General features: G+C 35.0%; 15 protein-coding genes. 3 read left to right on the top strand and 12 right to left on the bottom strand.

Annotation, left to right across the window (positions count from 1 at the left end; translation table 11 throughout):
• The 3 genes from B0I22_RS11000 to B0I22_RS11010 form a co-directional block, all read right to left on the bottom strand.
• The gene (locus B0I22_RS11000) at positions 1-678 is read right to left on the bottom strand and encodes a carbonic anhydrase (protein ID WP_133944776.1); all 678 of its coding nucleotides are present in this window, start codon (positions 676-678) and stop codon (positions 1-3) included.
• Between the two features lie 174 nt (positions 679-852).
• Positions 853-1,404, bottom strand: a complete 552-nt coding sequence (locus B0I22_RS11005; protein WP_133944778.1) for a serine acetyltransferase — start codon at positions 1,402-1,404, stop codon at positions 853-855.
• Positions 1,405-1,413: 9 nt separating this feature from the next.
• Positions 1,414-2,583 carry a glycosyltransferase gene (locus tag B0I22_RS11010; RefSeq protein ID WP_133944780.1) on the bottom strand — a complete coding sequence of 390 codons (1,170 nt, stop codon included), beginning with the start codon at positions 2,581-2,583 and terminating at the stop codon, positions 1,414-1,416.
• Between the two features lie 50 nt (positions 2,584-2,633).
• Here B0I22_RS11010 and B0I22_RS11015 point away from each other — a divergent pair, with 50 nt between their 5' ends.
• A complete protein-coding gene (locus B0I22_RS11015) occupies positions 2,634-4,286 on the top strand; it encodes a hypothetical protein (RefSeq protein ID WP_133944782.1) in 1,653 nt (550 codons plus the stop codon).
• Between the two features lie 70 nt (positions 4,287-4,356).
• Here B0I22_RS11015 and B0I22_RS11020 read toward each other — a convergent pair whose 3' ends face one another.
• From B0I22_RS11020 to B0I22_RS11035, 4 genes are all read right to left on the bottom strand, one after another.
• Positions 4,357-5,307: a 3-oxoacyl-ACP synthase III family protein gene (locus B0I22_RS11020; RefSeq protein ID WP_133944784.1), complete on the bottom strand. Its 951-nt coding sequence runs from the start codon at positions 5,305-5,307 to the stop codon at positions 4,357-4,359.
• Between the two features lie 156 nt (positions 5,308-5,463).
• A complete protein-coding gene (locus B0I22_RS11025; RefSeq protein ID WP_133944786.1) occupies positions 5,464-6,591 on the bottom strand; it encodes a glycosyltransferase in 1,128 nt (375 codons plus the stop codon).
• 4 nt (positions 6,592-6,595) lie between these two features.
• Complete coding sequence (locus B0I22_RS11030) at positions 6,596-7,495, bottom strand: glycosyltransferase family A protein (RefSeq protein ID WP_133944788.1); 900 nt, start codon at positions 7,493-7,495, stop codon at positions 6,596-6,598.
• Complete coding sequence (locus tag B0I22_RS11035) at positions 7,495-8,646, bottom strand: glycosyltransferase (RefSeq protein WP_246022198.1); 1,152 nt, start codon at positions 8,644-8,646, stop codon at positions 7,495-7,497. Before B0I22_RS11035 ends, B0I22_RS11030 begins: the two co-directional genes overlap by 1 nt.
• An 80-nt stretch (positions 8,647-8,726) precedes the next feature.
• Between B0I22_RS11035 and B0I22_RS11040 the strand changes: the two genes are divergently transcribed.
• Positions 8,727-9,503, top strand: a complete 777-nt coding sequence (locus tag B0I22_RS11040) for a class I SAM-dependent methyltransferase (protein ID WP_133944790.1) — start codon at positions 8,727-8,729, stop codon at positions 9,501-9,503.
• A 33-nt stretch (positions 9,504-9,536) separates the two neighbouring features.
• Here B0I22_RS11040 and B0I22_RS11045 read toward each other — a convergent pair whose 3' ends face one another.
• The 4 genes from B0I22_RS11045 to B0I22_RS11060 all read right to left on the bottom strand — a co-directional run bounded on the left by B0I22_RS11045 (position 9,537) and on the right by B0I22_RS11060 (position 13,825).
• Positions 9,537-10,556 carry a glycosyltransferase gene (locus B0I22_RS11045; protein ID WP_133944792.1) on the bottom strand — a complete coding sequence of 340 codons (1,020 nt, stop codon included), beginning with the start codon at positions 10,554-10,556 and terminating at the stop codon, positions 9,537-9,539.
• Positions 10,557-10,875: 319 nt separating this feature from the next.
• Positions 10,876-11,895, bottom strand: a complete 1,020-nt coding sequence (locus tag B0I22_RS11050; RefSeq protein ID WP_133944794.1) for a glycosyltransferase family protein — start codon at positions 11,893-11,895, stop codon at positions 10,876-10,878.
• A 21-nt stretch (positions 11,896-11,916) separates the two neighbouring features.
• On the bottom strand, positions 11,917-12,984 hold the full coding sequence (locus tag B0I22_RS11055) for an acyltransferase family protein (RefSeq protein ID WP_133944796.1): 1,068 nt from the start codon (positions 12,982-12,984) through the stop codon (positions 11,917-11,919).
• 34 nt (positions 12,985-13,018) lie between these two features.
• Positions 13,019-13,825 (bottom strand): glycosyltransferase family 2 protein, encoded by an 807-nt coding sequence (locus B0I22_RS11060; RefSeq protein WP_133944798.1) that lies wholly within the window; start codon positions 13,823-13,825, stop codon positions 13,019-13,021.
• A 61-nt stretch (positions 13,826-13,886) separates the two neighbouring features.
• On the opposite strand from B0I22_RS11060, the gene asnB reads away from it, so the two are divergent.
• A complete protein-coding gene (gene asnB, locus B0I22_RS11065; RefSeq protein WP_133944800.1) occupies positions 13,887-15,758 on the top strand; it encodes an asparagine synthase (glutamine-hydrolyzing) in 1,872 nt (623 codons plus the stop codon).
• On the opposite strand, the gene B0I22_RS11070 is transcribed toward asnB, so the two are convergent.
• Complete coding sequence (locus B0I22_RS11070; RefSeq protein ID WP_133944802.1) at positions 15,704-16,708, bottom strand: glycosyltransferase family 2 protein; 1,005 nt, start codon at positions 16,706-16,708, stop codon at positions 15,704-15,706. The two genes, asnB and B0I22_RS11070, sit on opposite strands and share 55 nt — an antisense overlap.
• Positions 16,709-16,799 lie beyond the last annotated feature (91 nt).

Below are 16,799 nucleotides of genomic sequence, written 5' to 3' on the forward strand. Positions count from 1 at the left end.
TTAGATGAGGTTTTTGTTGTTCTTTTTGCTCATCACCCAATCAGAATCTGTCAGATTGTAGATTTTTTGGATGTCTTTGAGGATTTTCTCAAAATCGATTTCCAAATCTATAATTTTTCCAGTTCTGAGGTCAAATACCCAACCGTGAACGATGGGATATTCTTCCAAAATATAACGTTCCTGCACGCAGGCCATTTTTATCACATTGATGCATTGCTCCTGAACATTCAGTTCCACAAGGCGATCATATTTTTTATCTTCATCTACGGAGTCCAATTCCTCCTGATGAAGCCTGTAAACGTCGCGGATATTTCTAAGCCACGGATTCAAAAGTCCCAAATCCTGAGACGTCATTGCCGCTTTTACACCACCACAATTGTAATGACCGCAAACGATAATGTGTTTCACCTTCAGATGTTCTACCGCATATTGGATTACCGCTGTAGAACTCATATCCAAAGTATTCACCACATTGGCAATGTTTCTGTGAACAAAAACTTCGCCTGGCCCAACACCCATCAATTCCTCTGCAGTTGCGCGACTATCGGAACATCCAATGTAAAGATAGTCCGGGTGCTGCGTTTTCGCAAGATTGTGGAAATAGTCAGGATCGTCTGCAATTTTTGATTCTACCCATCTTTTGTTATTTTCAAAAATAGCTTCGTAAGATTTTCCCATAATAAGTCTCTTTTTAAGATTTATAATTATTTGATTCTAGGAAGTTATTTTAAAATTTGATAGACCAAATCAATAATGATACAAAAATATGCTTAAAAAATTTAAAATCCCAAGTTTTTAACAAAGTTTAATATTGAGAATTGTCATTGTTTTCCTCAGCGAAAACGATTTTTTTTAAATTTTATTATTAATGTAACCCTCTGTCGCATTCATTTTTGAAGTAATGACAGCGGGATTTCCCAAAGCAATCGAATTATCGGGAATGTCCATATTCACATAGGCATTTGGTGCAATCAAAACATTGTTGCCAATTGTTATTTTGCCGACTATCACGGCGTTTGGTCCAATCCATACTTCGTTTCCGATAATAGGAACGCCCTCGTTTTTCCCTCGGTTTGCTTGGGCAATGGTAACGCCTTGTGCAATGTTGCAGTTTTTGCCAATTTTTGCTTTCGGGTTGATGACCAAATGTCCCCAATGTCCCAGATAGAAGCCTTCTCCAATCTCCGTTTCTGGATAGATTTGAAAACCATATTTGATTTGATAATGGCGAAGAATGAGTCGGTAAATCTTTCCAAGCAAAGAAGGTTTGGAATGTTTTTGAGCATTTCTGAGCCAATAGATGTAATGCAGATTTGGGCTAAAACATTTTTTAAGAATCTGAAAATGTGACAGATATTTTCCGCTCTCTCTGTAAAAATCTTTTTGAATAGTAGAATGCCCCATTGGATAAAATTACAAATTATCAATGATTTGCATAATCTTATCAACAGAATTTTTCAAATTGAAAGGCATCTCGTAATTCTGAAGTTCGTCTTGGTAAGATTTGAAATGTTCAGGATTCGTCAAAGCCAGCTTCATTCCTTCGTAGATTCCGTCTTCAGAATTTTCGGTTATTAAACCTAATTTTCCATCTTCCAACATCTCTGTAACGCCGGAAACATCGGTAGCGATGATGTTTTTCTTTAATGTAATCGCCTCAAACAAAACAGTAGGATAGCCTTCGTATCTCGAACTCAGGATATAAAAATCCGCTGATTTGAAATGTGGATAAGGATTGTCTGTAAAACCAAGCATTGTAGCCGTTTGATCTAAGCCAAGTTCGATTTTCAGTTTTTTGACATTTTCGAAATCGTAGCCATCGCCAACAATCAAAACTTTGTGTGGGAAACCCTCATCCAAAAGTCGTTTGTGGACTTTCAACAATCGATCAAATCCTTTCTGCGGGAAAACAGTTCCAACGGAAATAAATAACGGTTGGAGGTCGGAGGTTGGAGTTGGGATTTCATCAGTCTTCCAGCTTCCATCTTCGGATTTCACCAGGATTTCTTCTGTGTCAAGTGGATTGTAGATTCTTACGATTTTCTGTTTCTCAGCTTCAGTTTTGGCTAAATTCAAAAATGTTTCCTGTATTTTTTCGGAAATCACCATCACTTTGTCATAATGGAAAAAACGTCTGATTTTTTCTGGTGTGTAGCCGCTGACTTGTGTGAGATCATTGTGAATCCACATCAGTTTTTTGGAAGATTTCAGAGGGCTGTTCAGAACTTCATCCATAAAACCGTGGATGGCTGCAAACTCAATATCATATTGTTTTTTCTTGAGCTTTCTCTTATAGAGGATTTTGGGATATTTCTTCAAAAGACGTTGATAAACAACACGGTATATTTTTTCGGGAATGTCTTTTGGGCGGTTTGTGGTAATCATCTCACCACGGTTGAGGTACATCACGTTGACCCAGCTTGGAACATCTGTCAAATATTTCCCTGAATAGAGATTTAATAATAAATCAATTTCATATTTATCCTTCGGAAGGTTTTTCAGAAACGTCACCAAGACTTTTTCTGCGCCACCGTGACGCAAAGAACCAATTCTGATAAGGATTTTCTTTTTATTTTCTTCCATTAATTGAAGAAAGGAATTAAAAAATTTATATTTGCTAAAATAACATAAAAATGAAGAAAATCTCTCTTAAAAATATTTCATTTGTACTTATTTTTCATCTTTTTATTTGTTTGGTCGTTTCTCAAGTAGGATTACTCCTCAATTTTCCTATCTCAGGGATTTATTATCCACTTTCTGTCATCATTTCTCTTCTGATTTGCAGGATTAATTTTACTTCAGGATTATTTTTATTCACCTTATTGACGGGAATATTTTTAATAAGTGGTTATTTCTTTGACTTCTCAGCGGACGGACAGAGCTATCATCAAGAAAGTATTATCCAACTTAAGCAAGGTTGGAATCCCATTTTTTCAGAGTCTAAATCCCGAACTATGAAAGTTTGGACAGAGCATTACCCTAAAGGAGCAGAAGTCATTCAAGCCTGTATGTATTTTTTCTTCGGAAAATTGGAACTAGCAAAAGCTACCAATATTTTTCTTTTCGTAGCATCTTTATTTCTTGTAAAAAAAGCAATCGAGTATTTTAATATAAATCCTTTACAGCAGTGGATTTATGCTTTTCTTGTGGCGGCAAATCCTGTGGTAATCTTACAGATTTTAACATTCTATGTGGATGGCCTTGGGTATTCTTTTTTGATTTGCTTTTTGGCTTCGTTATTTCTTTTCATTAAAACAAAAGACAAGATTTATACATTGTTGATTGTAGCAAGCATTACCATTGGCGCGAGTTTGAAGTTTACATCTATTCCTGTATTTGCTGTTTTAGGATTTTGTATAGTAATATTGCTACTTATTTTGAAAAAGAAATCAACAATCAAAGAATTGGCTTTGCCGATTGTTTCTTTACCTTTTTTGTTACTGTTGTGTAATTACAATCCATATATTACAAATCTTAAAGAAGGAAAACACGTGTTTTATCCTCTAAGAGGTGAGGGTGCGATAGATATTCTGGAGCGTTTTGCACCACCAGGATTTGTAAAAGACAAGAATAGGGTAGAGAAGCTTGCATTTACATTGTTTACCAAAACAGGATCTTTTGATAGAGAGAATGTTTCCTATAAAATCCCTTTCACAGTTTACCAAAAGGAGCTGAACAGGTTGTCTGATGCGGATATTGGAGTTGGCGGATTTGGGATTTTTTACAGTGGTTTTTTAATTGTGTTACTGGTGTTTTATTTCATTAATTATAAACGATTGCAAAATCTAAATAATCAGCAAAAATTACTTTTTCTCACCATTATTCCAATTCTGTTTTCGATGCTTATCATTTCAGATCCGTGGTGGGTGAGGTATATTCCACAGTTCTATCTTATTCCGCTCATTTTGTTGTTGATATTAGAAATTAATGATAATAAAATCAGAAATCTTTTCATAATCAAAGGTGTTTTGTTTGTCAATATCTCCTTGTTCCTTTTGGCGGTTACTGTGCTGAATGTTTATGGAACAGAAAAAACATATTATATTTTGGATGTGCTAAAAACATCTGAAAAAACCGTGAAAATGGATGCGAGAAATTTTTCTAGTAATCTCAATAGACTTGAAGAATACGGGATAAAATATGAAGAAGTGAAAATATCTGATGACAACAAACAAATCATTAGATTTCAGCCGAAAGGATCTGTTATCATTGATGATAATTACAAAAAATACGAAAAAGGTTTAGTTTATGGTTTTCTAAACAAATATTTATATAAAGTTGATTAAGAATTAAGAGGAATAAAAAAAAATGAAGAAAATTGCTTTTCTTCATTCAATATCACAGTTTAATGTTTGTTTAAAATTCTAAAATTCCTGCGCCCCAAGAATAGCCAACGCCAAAACCGGCAACCATCACTTTGAAACCTTCTTTTATTCTGCCTTGGTCAAAAGCCAGTTTCAGCGCAATAGGAATACTTGCAGAGACTGTGTTTCCAATGTCTTTCATATCCAGAAAGAATTTTTCTTCGGGAATATTACACAGATTTCTGAGATAATTCAACATATAAGAACTCGCCTGGTGGAACACAAAGAGATCGATTTCTTCCAGTTTTAATCTGTTTTTCTCGAGCGTTTCACTAATTAACGCTGGGATGTTTTCCAAGGCAAATGTGAAAATCTTTGGGCCTTTCATAAAAAGAACTGGCTTTTCCGAAGTGTTTCTTGCGCCTCCGTTTTCTACAATCAGATTGTTGTAACCTGCGCCATCTGTCCCTACAACATATTGAAAATCTGCTTTAGAATCGTCTTTTTCTACAACGGTTACAGCAGCGCCATCACCAAAAATACTTCGGTTGGACTTGTCATTTTTGTCCAAAAACTTGGTGTAAGTATCAGAGGTTACCAACAAAATATTTTTAGCTAATCCAATAGAAATCAATCCTTTGGCAAGCGTCAATCCATATACGAATCCAGAACAGCCAAGGTTGAAATCCAAAGCACCAATGTTTTTTGGTAGATCCAGTTTGTCTTGTAAAATACAAGCTGTCGTGGGAAGAAAGTAATCTGGGCTCTGTGTGCAAAAAAGAATAAAATCTATTTTGCTCTTGTCATATTTTTTGAAAAGCTTTTGACAAGCTTCATAAGCCAAATCCAAAGCTGTCTGCGAAGCATCTGCCACGTGTCTAGATTCTACACCAATTTTTGCAGTAATTTTTTCGGCATTCCATTCTGGGAATTCGTTCGCAATATCTTCGTTGGTTAGGATGTTTTTCGGCAAATAGTACTCTATTGCAGCAAGATTGATCATATCTAGATTGGGTAAATTTTTGCAAAGATAATGATTAAGAATGTTATGTGAGGAATACAATAATCTCACAAAATTTGATAAAAAGAAGGGGATTTAATGAATTATAAGATTGATATGAAATAATAATGTATTTTTTTTAGCAGATTATCATCATTGTCACAATATATTCTTCCATTTTTTAATGATGGTGTCTTTTTTCCAATTTTGAGAATCCTGAAAGCTTGTTTTCATTAAGGTTTCCAAAGTGTTTGGATTTTCTATGAGAAATTTCAGTTTATCCTGAAACTGCTGTTTGTTGCGCAATGGAATCAAAAAACCGTTTTTGCTGTTAATGATTTCGGAAGGTCCGCTGGGACAATCATAGGCAATCAAAGCGTTGGAAGAAAACATAGCTTCTATTAACACCACGCCAAAACCCTCTCTCCGAGATGTAAGACAGCTGATTTTCGATTTGGAGAGAATGTCTTTTACCTGGTCTGAATTTAACTGTCCTTCCAGGGAAATATGAGTCAAAGAATTTTCATTAATATAATTTTCGAGAATTTTTCTTTGATTTCCATCCCCAATGATTTTGACTTGCCAATCTTGTGGTAAATTAGATTCTTTGATGATTTCCAGAAATTCCAAAACATTTTTCTCCTCATCCAATCTTGCAATCATTGTGATGAGGTTGCTCTTTTGTTCGTTTGGTATGAAGTCTTGTGCTTCGGTTTTCTTATCCATCATATTTCCGATCGCTACAGTTTTCGGGTTGATGTCTTTGTAGTAATTAAAATCGTTTTGGTTTAAAACCACCACATTTTTAAGATTTCTATATTTAAGTTTTAATTGATTGTACAATGGTCCACCAACTTCGTGACTCGTGTGTTCCCAAGCAATCGTTTTTTTATTAATATTTTTATTTAATGCCAGTGTACAAGATAATTTGTACCAGCAAGAGATAATGTTGTCGTAGTTTTTATGGTTTTCCTTCAGCCATTTATTCATTAATAAAGTCACACCCAATTGATAAATGTAATCATTAATCGCCTGCAATTTTGGGATGAAACGAAGCCTTCTTTTATTAAAAGCACAAACTGCAAAAGCCCAATGTCCAAAGGAATCTACGTAATGTTTTTTGACCCTGCTATCGATAGGATAAAAATCCTCGTGTTCGCTCATCAAAAAGAGAATGTCGATCTCGTAACCATTTTCCACCAGTTCATTCACCAGATTTGCCAGCACTTTTGCAACGCCTCCCGCTTTGATGTTTTGATAATAAATGAAAAGCAGTTTCTTTCCCATGTTTTTAATTAATGATTTTAAAAATCGGATAAAAGATGGACGCTAATGTTTTCATTAAGGGAGAATTCAATTCGCGGATGGTGGTTCCAAATGATCTTTTGTCAATCACAGAAAACTTCAAATATCCACCGACATTTCGGATTAATGTTATTGGATTGCTGAAAAACCTACTGTGATATGTGTTGAGAAAAGCTTTGTAATTTTCTGCCAGTCCAAATGCGTTTTTATCATCATAGAATTGATTGGCAAGTGATTGCTCATCTTCCTTGTCGCGGAAGTAGATTCTTGTCACTTGATTGATGCAGTAATGCAAACCCAACTTATCAAACTGAAACTGAAAAACACCTTCCGGGATGAAACCTTTCCCAGCAAGATCTTCCAAATCAAGCTTCATTTTTTTGTAAATCTCCGTTTTTCCCATTCCCCATTTGTCACCTTTCACCTTGAATTTGTAGCGCATATCAAAAATGCTACAAACCAAAGGATCTTTTGGAAAACGATCACCAACCAGATTTCCAAACTGATCTTCGCAAAGCGTGGAAACAAAGACAATTTTTTGACCATCCGGAATGCCTTGCCAAGTATTTACCAAAATCTCCATAGAATCCTTTGGTAAAGCATCATCAGAATCCAATGGAGAAAAATATTTTCCTTCCGCCAAATCGATTCCCCGAAAGAATGTCAGAAATTTATGTTGATTTTCTTGATGGTAATATCGGATTTTAAAATCTGCATTTTTCTGAAATTCTTCTACTAATTCTTTAGTATTGTCAGTAGAGCCGTCGTCTATCACAAGCCATTCAAAGTCTTTGTAGGTTTGGTTTTGTAAAGACTCAAAAACCCGAGGCAAAGTGTGAGCCCGGTTGTAAGTTGGTGTAAGAATCGTAACAGTCGGTTTGCTCATTATTTTGTTTGATGTTGACTGACAAAAACAGCCGTTACTTCGTCGTATATTTTTTGATTGTCAAATTTCTCCACCGCTTTTTCCATATTTGATTTCATTTTCGAAACCATTTCTGGATTGCTAAGAAAGAGCTTCATTCCTTCGTAGATGGCAGTTTCGTCTGGGCTTACAAGATAACCGTCAATGTTGTGGTCAATCATTTCAGGGATTCCGCCCACGTTTGTGCTGATAATTGGGATATTAAGTCCCATCACTTCGCCAATCGTCAAAGGATAAGATTCCGACTCCGATGGCAAAACAAAATAATCCGAATTTTTGATATAAGGATAAGGATTGATCTGAGAATCAAGCAATAAAAATGTTTTTTCAACATCCAATTCTTTCGCTTGGTTTTTCAGATTTTCCATTTCGCCACCACCACCAATGACTGCGATGGAATGAGAAAAACCTTCATCCAAAAGTCTTCTGTGAATTTTCATCAATGTGTGATAGTTCTTCCGACTGTGCAATCTTCCCATTGAAGAAAAAACAGGATGAAGATCATATTGAACGGGAAATTCCTCTGCTTTTATCCTTACTTCTTCAATCTTAATCGCATTGTAAATCACAGAACTTTTTGGATAAGTAATGTTGTAAAGATCTTTGATAACTTCTCTCGTTTGTCTGGAGCCGAAAATGGTCCAATCAAATTTTTGCAACGCATTGATTCTGCCCATCACTCTTTCCTGATCGGGATCGTAGCTCACGTCCGTATGAAACCAGCCAATTTTTTTCGATTTGATAGGACTGTCCAAAACCGGATCAAAATCCGAATAACCTGGCGCAACTTCTACATCAAAATGCTGATTCAGAAAACGTTTGTAAAGTGCTTTTGGAAATTTGCGGTAGAACCACAGCGTGAAACTTCTTTTTAGTAATTGAAGATTTCTGAGAATCGGATTTTTGCTCATATCTTCTCGTCCTTTTTGAATCGAAATGAGCTGAATGTCCGCAGGAATCTCTGTTCTGAGTTCGCCTTGATAAATGGTGAGCAAAAGTGTAATGTCAAAAATATCTCTTGGCAGATTTTCCAAAAGATCCAGAAGCACTCTCTCTACACCACCCATTTCCATTGATCTGTGTCGGAAAAGCACTTTTATTTTTTGATGCATCTATGTCTCTTTTAGATTAAGATACAAATATAACATTGTTTATTCAAAACTTTGTATTTTTGCGTTTCAAAACATAAACTATGAATAAAATTTCTGAAATCGGCTCTACATTTTTTGCCTATCTCAAACGTCCAGATCTCTATCCTGAGTTGCGACGTAAAATCTGGAAAAACATCTTCAACCGTTCATCTGGTCTGCGAGGAAAAGAAGAAGCTGAAAAATGGTGCGCATCTCTGGCGATTTCCGAAAAAGATTTCATAGAAAACATTCTGAAAACCCCTTTCGTTCCTTTCGAAAAATTGTTTCCAGACGAGTTTGCATCCGCTTTACAGGCTCAGGCAAAAGCACCAGTGAAAATGGGCGGTGCAGGATCGCTAAGCGTGATTTATTATATTAATGAATTTGCAAATGCTAAAAAATCCATAGAAACAGGTGTGGCTTATGGCTGGTCTTCTTTTGCGGCTTTGGCGTCTTTGGTTTCCAGAAATGGAACGCTTTACAGTTCGGATATGCCTTACATTCTTCAAAATCAAAGCGAGGATTTTGTTGGTTGCGTTATTCCGGAAAAGTACAGAAACAATTGGGATCTTTTCCGTTTTGCAGACAAGGAGTCTCTACCGAAGATTTTTGCAAAGTCAGACTCTTTCGATGTAGTGCATTACGATAGTGATAAAACCTACGACGGAAGACTTTGGGCGTACAATCTGCTTTGGAGCAAACTGAAAAAAGGAGGCGTTTTTATGAGTGATGATATTGGCGACAATGCGGCTTTCAAAGATTATTGTGAAAAGAATAACCGCCAACCATATATTATAGAATTCGATGGCAAGTATGCCGGCGTTATTATAAAAGATTAAAACAAAATGCTTCAGAATTTTCTGGAGCATTTTTTATTCTATGTTACAGCCCATCTGTTGGTATTGTAGTTTAAATTTCCCAGCCCATTTTTCAAATTCCGTAAAATTGATTTTATCAGAAACAAAACTTTTGAAATAGTTTGATGAAAAATCTTTCGGAAAGTTTTCCATCGCATCAAATTCCCCTTTCAGCCAAGCTTCATTGATGAGGTGATTAAACTGATTGACATCAAAATCAAAACCGTATTCATGATAAGAATTGGTGGCAGACGATTGGAAAGTTGTTTTCATCGCTTCCGTTTTCAGTCTGGAGACGAAGTTGTGGTTACTCTTGTTTTTTTTATAAAACAGAGAAGCGTTCATCAATTGTCTTTTCTCATCCACTTTTCCATCCATGTTTTTCCAGATTTCCAACCAGTAATCTTTTCGGAAAAAGCCCATCAGAATAGAGTTGAGCGCCCAATATTTTCGTTGTGTTGAATGGTCCACTCTGCCAAGTTTGTAGAGAATCGTGAAAAATTTGAATTGATTGTAGAAAAAAGCTTTCATCAGAGGTTTCGGAAAAAGCATTAGGTTTTTTGGTAAAGCCGAATTTATATTTTCAGAAATTGGATTGATATTGAGATTTTCTGCCTCTTTTTGATTTCCGAGCCAGCCAAGTTTTATCAGATTGGCATTGAGTTCCTTTGCCTGATTTTGAAGTTCGTCCAAATTGATTGGTTTTGTGAACCAAACGTCATCTTCCGTTACAATCACATATTCCGAAGCTTTTTCCACGTTGTCATACCAGAACTTTGTAGGGATTTTGTGACCGTTAATTTCTTTTTTTGAGGCTAGATTTTCATCGATTGCTTTTATCTTTCTATCGTAATTGTCAGAAAGCCGGATTTCGGTTTCGGGATATTTTTTGCGGATTTTGTCCAGATATTTTTCAGGGGTTCCGTCATCCAGAACAATGATTTTGAAATCGCCCGAAATGTACTTGTGAACGGATGCAATACATCTATCCAGGTAAAAAGGACGGTTGAATGATTTGATAAAGATGTCGGTCATAATACTTTCTTTTAGGAGAGAAATTTTATGCTTTATTTAAATCAAATATGTTTTTGTAAATATAGTATAAAATAATGATTATTTTATTGATAATAATTGTCTTAATTAATTATTGCGTAACTAGGAATTGGAATAATTGTTTATTTATGATAATTTTATAATAAAAATGTCATTGGGTTTTTCTTGTAAATTTTTATTAATTAAGAGAAATAATAGAGTTCGAAATATTAAACCGCCAGTTCTAAATCCTAATTAAAAACAAAAAAGCATCAATTAAACAATTTTAATTGATGCTTTTTCATTGAAATGAAAATATAGTCTAATTTACATTACAACCCATTTGCTGATATTGTAATTGGAATTTCTCAACCCATTTTTCAAATTCCGGAATATTGATTTGATCTGAAACAAAAGTTTTAAAATAAGCCAAAGAAAAGTCTTTTGGAAAGTTTTCCATCGCATCAAATTCCCCTCTCAGCCAAGCTTCATTAATGATATGATTGAAAAGATTGACATCAAAATCAAAACCGTACTCGTGATAAGAATTGGTTGCCGACGATTGGAAAGTTGTTTTCATCGCTTCTGTTTTCAATCTTGAAACAAAGCTGGCGTTTTGCTTGTGTTTTTTATAGAAAACCGAAGCGTTGATGAGTTGTTTTTTCTCATCCACTTTTCCGTCCATCTCCTTCCAGATTTCCAGCCAATACTCTTTTTTGTAAAAGCCCATCAGGATTGAGTTGAGCGACCAATATTTCAAAGTTGTCAGATTATCAACAATTTTTAATTTGTAAAGAATCGTGAAGAATTTATACTGATTATGAAAAAAAGCATTCATCAATGTTTTGTTCATTAATAATAAATCCTTCGGTTGTGCAGATTCCAAATCTTCTGAGATTGATTCTAAATTCAAATCTTTCCGCTCATTTTCGTTTCCGAGCCAACCCAATTTCAAAAGATGAATGTCAAATTTTTTTGCTTGATTTTGGAGATTATTAATATCAATCGGACGTGTGAACCAAACATCATCTTCTGTCACAATCACATATTCCGAGCCTTTTTTGATGTTATCAAACCAAAATTTTGTCGGGATCTCAAAGCCGTTGACTGGTTTTCCGGATTGCAAATTTTCTTCAATCGCTTTTCCTTTTTGGTCGTAACTTGGGGAAAGATGGATTTCAACTTCGGGATATTTCTCACGGATTTTGTCCAGATATTTTTTCGGCGTTCCGTCATCCAAAACCTTGATTCTGAAATCACCAGAAACATTTTGGTAAATCGAGGAAATGCATCGATCCAAGTAAAAAGCTCGGTTGAAAGATTTGATGAAAATATCTGTCATTATTTAAAACTTAGGATTTTATTAATTAGCTTTTAAAGCTTTTTTAGAATTGAATTTTTTTCTAATCAAATGATTCAGAGGTTCTTCCAAATACGTGAACATCAAAATTGAAACAATATTAAGCAAAATGAAAATTACCAATTTGTTTTCTGTAATGTAATCATTCATAAAAACAGGAATGAATCCTTTGTGAATCAGATAAAAGACATAAGAACTTTTTCCAAGCAAAACAAAAATGGGACTTGCCAATAGTTTTTGTAGAATAGTTTTTTCGTGAATCAATCCCCAAAGCAAAGGCACAATTCCAAAAACAGATAGAAAAATAAGCTCAAGGACGAGTGCGAATTCTGCCTCGAAATTCAAATAAGATTTAACACAAACGAATAAGATAATGATGAACAACCCAAACCAAGTCACCCAATTTTTTGAAAATTTCAATTTCTTTTTGAGCATCAGAATTGCCAATGCAATGCCAGCAAAAAACTCAAAAATATTAAAGAAAAAATCATATTGTAAAAATCCCCAGGTGTTTTGAGGAACGTTGGTAGCATCTTTCAAAAAAAGTCCTGACGCAAATATCAGAACTGGCAGAAGTGCGAGAAACCATTTGCTTTTTCGAATTAATATGAAGTAGAGTGGCGCTGTGATGTAGAACATTTCCTCAAGCGTAAGTGTCCATCCTTGCGGGATTCCAGCGAAATAGTATTTAGAAAACAAAGCCTTTGTCATCGTAAAAGATAGAATTGCTTCGATAGTTTTTTCTAGATTCCAATAATTATTTTGAAAAAACCAAACGAGAAAAACGCCGGCAGCCAGGAGAAAATACATTGGGTAAATGCGTGCAATACGATTGACCATATATTTTTTGAAATTCAGCGGACGATCATTAAAATACCGGTAAGTAATCAAAAATCCGCTGAGTACGAAAAACATTTCAACCCCAATATGAAAATTAGAAACTACTTTTTTTGCAAAGTCAGGAACGTTTGGATTGCGAAAAGGCATAAAGTGAAAGACAAAAATCAGCCAAGCGGCAATAGCGCGATAACCTGTAAGTGCAGGGAAAAATTGTTTTTCTTGGGTTGACATCAAAGTGTTTTTGTGGTTTTAGTTTTCGGAATGATTACGAGAATTTCCTTAAGATTTTGGCAATGATATTATTTTGTTTTGTTTTAAGAAAAGTAGGAAGATCAGAGATTTCGCTGATGTTTTTTCCATAAAGTTGGGTGATGTTTCTTCTCTTTGCTGTATCAAGAATCACTTTTTGCCAGTTTTCATTCAGCTTGATTTTTTTTGATGAATCCTGAGAAACGCCGTTTGCGTGGAGTCTGTAGAGATAAAGAGGTTCTTTAATATAAATAAAATTGCCCGTTTCGTACAGTTTCAAATATAAATCCTGATCCACAGCAGATGTCAATTCTGGATTGATTCCAGAAGTTTTGTCGTAAGCCGATTTTTTAAAAGTGAAAAAATGATTGGCTTCCAAGAATATGTTGAAGAATTTTTTGTCTCCATTTTTCACCGCTCTGGAGTGTGCAAATGTACGCTGAGGTTTCAGATTGTTGTCGCAAAGTGTAAAACTGGAGTAGGTGACAACATTGTTTTCCGTATGATTTTTCAAACTGACTTCAATCGCGTTTTCTTGCAAAGCATCATCCGGATCTACAAAACCGCAGATTTCTCCAGAAGCCATTTCAATGCACTTTCTTTTGGTAAAACCCACTCCACTATTTTTATCATTTTGGAATAGTTTGAATCGTGAATCAGTTTGTGTCAATTCTCTAATTTTTTCAAACGAATCATCTGTAGAAAAATCATCCACGACTATCACTTCAAAATCCTGAAAAGTCTGAGTCAGAAGGCTTTTATAACAATCTTTGAAGTATTCGAAATTGTTATAGTGAGCAATAAGAACGGAAAATTTTTTCATCAAATAAGAATATCTCCAAAATTAGTAAAATAATCTTAGATTTGCAGTCTAAAAACACAATATGTGCGGAATCGCAGGCATCGTCACGAATAATATTCTTGAAAAAAAATCCTACTCACAAATTCTTAAAAATATGACAGATTCCATCATCCACCGAGGTCCGGATGATGAAGGTCACGAGTATTTTCAGAACTGTTTTCTTGGCTTCAGAAGATTGGCAATCGTGGATCTTTCCAAAGATGGACATCAGCCGATGTATTCTAATACCAGAAACGAATGCATCACTTTCAATGGTGAAATCTACGGTTACCGTGATTTGAAGAAAGAAATCACAGACTATCCTTTCCAAAGCAATACAGATACGGAAGTCATTTTGTCTTTGTATCAAAAAAATGGTTCAGAACTTCCTCAAAAACTCAACGGAATGTTTTCTTTTGCCATTTGGGATGAGCAAAAACAACAACTGTTTTGTGCAAGAGACAGATTTGGCGAAAAACCATTTTATTACGCCTTTGGGAAAAATGGTGAGTTTATTTTTGCATCAGAAATCAAGGCGATTCTTGCAACAGATCTTGTAGATTCTGAGCTGAATGACGAAGCGGTTCATCATTTTCTGCGACATATGTATGTTGATAGTCAGCAGAGTATTTACAAAAATATCAAAGTTTTACCACCTGCTCATCAGCTGATTTACAATGACGGAAAGATAGAAATCTCCCAATATTGGAATTTCCCAAAAGAAGAACTGGATATTTCTGAAGAGCAAGCAGTTGAGAAATTCCAAACTTTAGTTGAAAAATCGGTTGAGAAACAACTGGTTGCAGATGTGAAAGTTGGTGCTTTTCTCAGTGGAGGATTAGATTCTGGAACATTGGTCGCATTGTCATCAGAAAAAAATCAAAATCTTACAACATTAGGATTTCAATACGAAGGCGATTGGGATGAGATGCCCGATGCGAGAACAATTGCGAAGAAATATAACACCGATCATAAAGAAGTTGCACTTCAAAATGCAGATATACCGAAAACTTTAGTAGAAGTCTTGAAAAAGTTGGATGAGCCTCTTGCTGATACTGCTATTTTGGCGACTTACACCATTTGCAAAGAAGCTTCCAAAAATATGACCGTTGTGATTACAGGTAATGCCGGCGATGAACTTTTCGGAGGTTACAAATGGTATCAAGAAGAGAAAAAAATTCTTGAAAAAGGTGGCGCAAATGCATCATTGTTGCCGTTTTATAAAATAGGTTCGACAATAAGTGAAAAATTAAATTTAAATAAATCAAATTCTTATTTCATTGATAAAGTCTTTCGATCTAAGTTTCCAGATATTGTTGCTTATCAAAAAGGAAAAGTCCACAATAATTTTACCGAAGAAGAAACTTTTCAATTGATGAAATCCAGACAATCTTATGAGCATCAATATAATTTTGAACTGGATAAAACCAACTTGAATACACCGATGCGAATGGATCTTACGAATGTGATTGCTGGTGATTACTTGGTAAAAGATGACCGCATTGCGATGATGCATTCCATAGAACTCAGAACGCCATTTTTGGATAAAGACTTGGTAGAGTTTTGCTCGATGCTTCCTGCAAAATATAAGGTTGATGAAAATCAAACCAAAATTATTCTACGAAAAGCTTTTGGTGAAAAGCTTACAGAAAATATTCTCACCAAAAAGAAACAAGGCTTTGGAGCGCCAATTTCACAATGGTTAAGAATCCCAGAAATGGAAAATTTGACCACAAAAATCCTTAAAAATTCCTCTTCAAAAATCTTTAAGAAATTAGATTTCCAAGCCGTACAAAAACAGCTAAACTACAATTACAAGCATTGGAGTTTGTTGGTTTTGGGGATTTGGATGGAGGAGCATTATTGTAATGATGGATCTTTGCCAAATTTTTTAATAAAAACATCTGACCACTGATAGAAAAGTGCTTTCTTGTCATCGTTTAAAAAATGAGATAGGTAAGTTCTGCTGTAATCGTTGGGGAAATTTTCGATAACATCCATTTCGCCGTTTAACCACCTTTGATTGAGATCATTGTTGAAAGCCAAGACATTAAAATTAATGTTGTACCTGTGGTAAGAATTGGTAGCTGACGATATGTAGGTGGTCTTCAGGTATTCTTTTGTCGTGCGGCAAATTGCTGATTTATTTTTTTTGAATCGATGGTACCACGCAGTAGAATTTTTCAATAGATCTTTCTCATTTACTCTCCCTGCTGAATCCTGCCAGGTGTAGATCCAAAAATCTTTCCGGTACAGTCCCATCAAAATAGAACCAAAATTGTAGTATTCGTTGATGCTTTGGTTGTTTGCTAGGCGCAATCTGCAAAGTAATGAGAAAAATTTATACCTATTGTGTAACACAAGATCCATCACCCATCTGTTGCTGGTAAACAATTTTGTGGAATTTTGAGAAATCAAATTTTCTGAAATCTGATTTTCTTCCAAATTGTTCCAAAACCGTACATCACTTTGCCATCCGATTTTTGTCAAATGAACATTGTTGGCGGTCATCTCTTTTGAGATTTTTTCTAGATCAATAAAATCTGTAAACCAAACATCATCTTCTATCACCAAAACATTTTCTGTCGCATTTTTCACAGTATTAATCCAAAGTTCGGAAGGTATTTTATATCCATCAATTTCTTGATTACGAAGAATTTTGTCTGATTTTTCTTGATGGTTTGTTGATTTTCTAATTTCAACAAATGGATATTTTTCTGTTATTTTAGATAGAAGGATTTCCGGTGTGCCATCGTCCAAAATAATGATGTTTTTGAAACCTGTAACAAATTTTCCAATAGAAAATAAAACTTTATCGAGATAAAATGCTCTGTTAAAGGATTTTATAATGATGTCAACTTCCATAAAATTGCAATTAGAAAAGGGGATTGGTGATAATCTTGTTTACTCTTAAACTCTATGTTAAAGAGTCAATAACCCCGCTATAATTTTAGTG

It is taken from the genome of Epilithonimonas xixisoli, assembly GCF_004365655.1.
GTDB lineage: Bacteria > Bacteroidota > Bacteroidia > Flavobacteriales > Weeksellaceae > Epilithonimonas > Epilithonimonas xixisoli.

Coding starts and splice junctions, on each gene's coding strand:
- B0I22_RS11000 (WP_133944776.1), bottom strand. CDS start 678: ATGGGAAAATCTTACGAAGCTATTTTTGAAAATAACAAAAGATGGGTA.
- B0I22_RS11005 (WP_133944778.1), bottom strand. CDS start 1,404: ATGGGGCATTCTACTATTCAAAAAGATTTTTACAGAGAGAGCGGAAAA.
- B0I22_RS11010 (WP_133944780.1), bottom strand. CDS start 2,583: ATGGAAGAAAATAAAAAGAAAATCCTTATCAGAATTGGTTCTTTGCGT.
- B0I22_RS11015 (WP_133944782.1), top strand. CDS start 2,634: ATGAAGAAAATCTCTCTTAAAAATATTTCATTTGTACTTATTTTTCAT.
- B0I22_RS11020 (WP_133944784.1), bottom strand. CDS start 5,307: ATGATCAATCTTGCTGCAATAGAGTACTATTTGCCGAAAAACATCCTA.
- B0I22_RS11025 (WP_133944786.1), bottom strand. CDS start 6,591: ATGGGAAAGAAACTGCTTTTCATTTATTATCAAAACATCAAAGCGGGA.
- B0I22_RS11030 (WP_133944788.1), bottom strand. CDS start 7,495: ATGAGCAAACCGACTGTTACGATTCTTACACCAACTTACAACCGGGCT.
- B0I22_RS11035 (WP_246022198.1), bottom strand. CDS start 8,646: ATGCATCAAAAAATAAAAGTGCTTTTCCGACACAGATCAATGGAAATG.
- B0I22_RS11040 (WP_133944790.1), top strand. CDS start 8,727: ATGAATAAAATTTCTGAAATCGGCTCTACATTTTTTGCCTATCTCAAA.
- B0I22_RS11045 (WP_133944792.1), bottom strand. CDS start 10,556: ATGACCGACATCTTTATCAAATCATTCAACCGTCCTTTTTACCTGGAT.
- B0I22_RS11050 (WP_133944794.1), bottom strand. CDS start 11,895: ATGACAGATATTTTCATCAAATCTTTCAACCGAGCTTTTTACTTGGAT.
- B0I22_RS11055 (WP_133944796.1), bottom strand. CDS start 12,984: ATGTCAACCCAAGAAAAACAATTTTTCCCTGCACTTACAGGTTATCGC.
- B0I22_RS11060 (WP_133944798.1), bottom strand. CDS start 13,825: ATGAAAAAATTTTCCGTTCTTATTGCTCACTATAACAATTTCGAATAC.
- asnB (WP_133944800.1), top strand. CDS start 13,887: ATGTGCGGAATCGCAGGCATCGTCACGAATAATATTCTTGAAAAAAAA.
- B0I22_RS11070 (WP_133944802.1), bottom strand. CDS start 16,708: ATGGAAGTTGACATCATTATAAAATCCTTTAACAGAGCATTTTATCTC.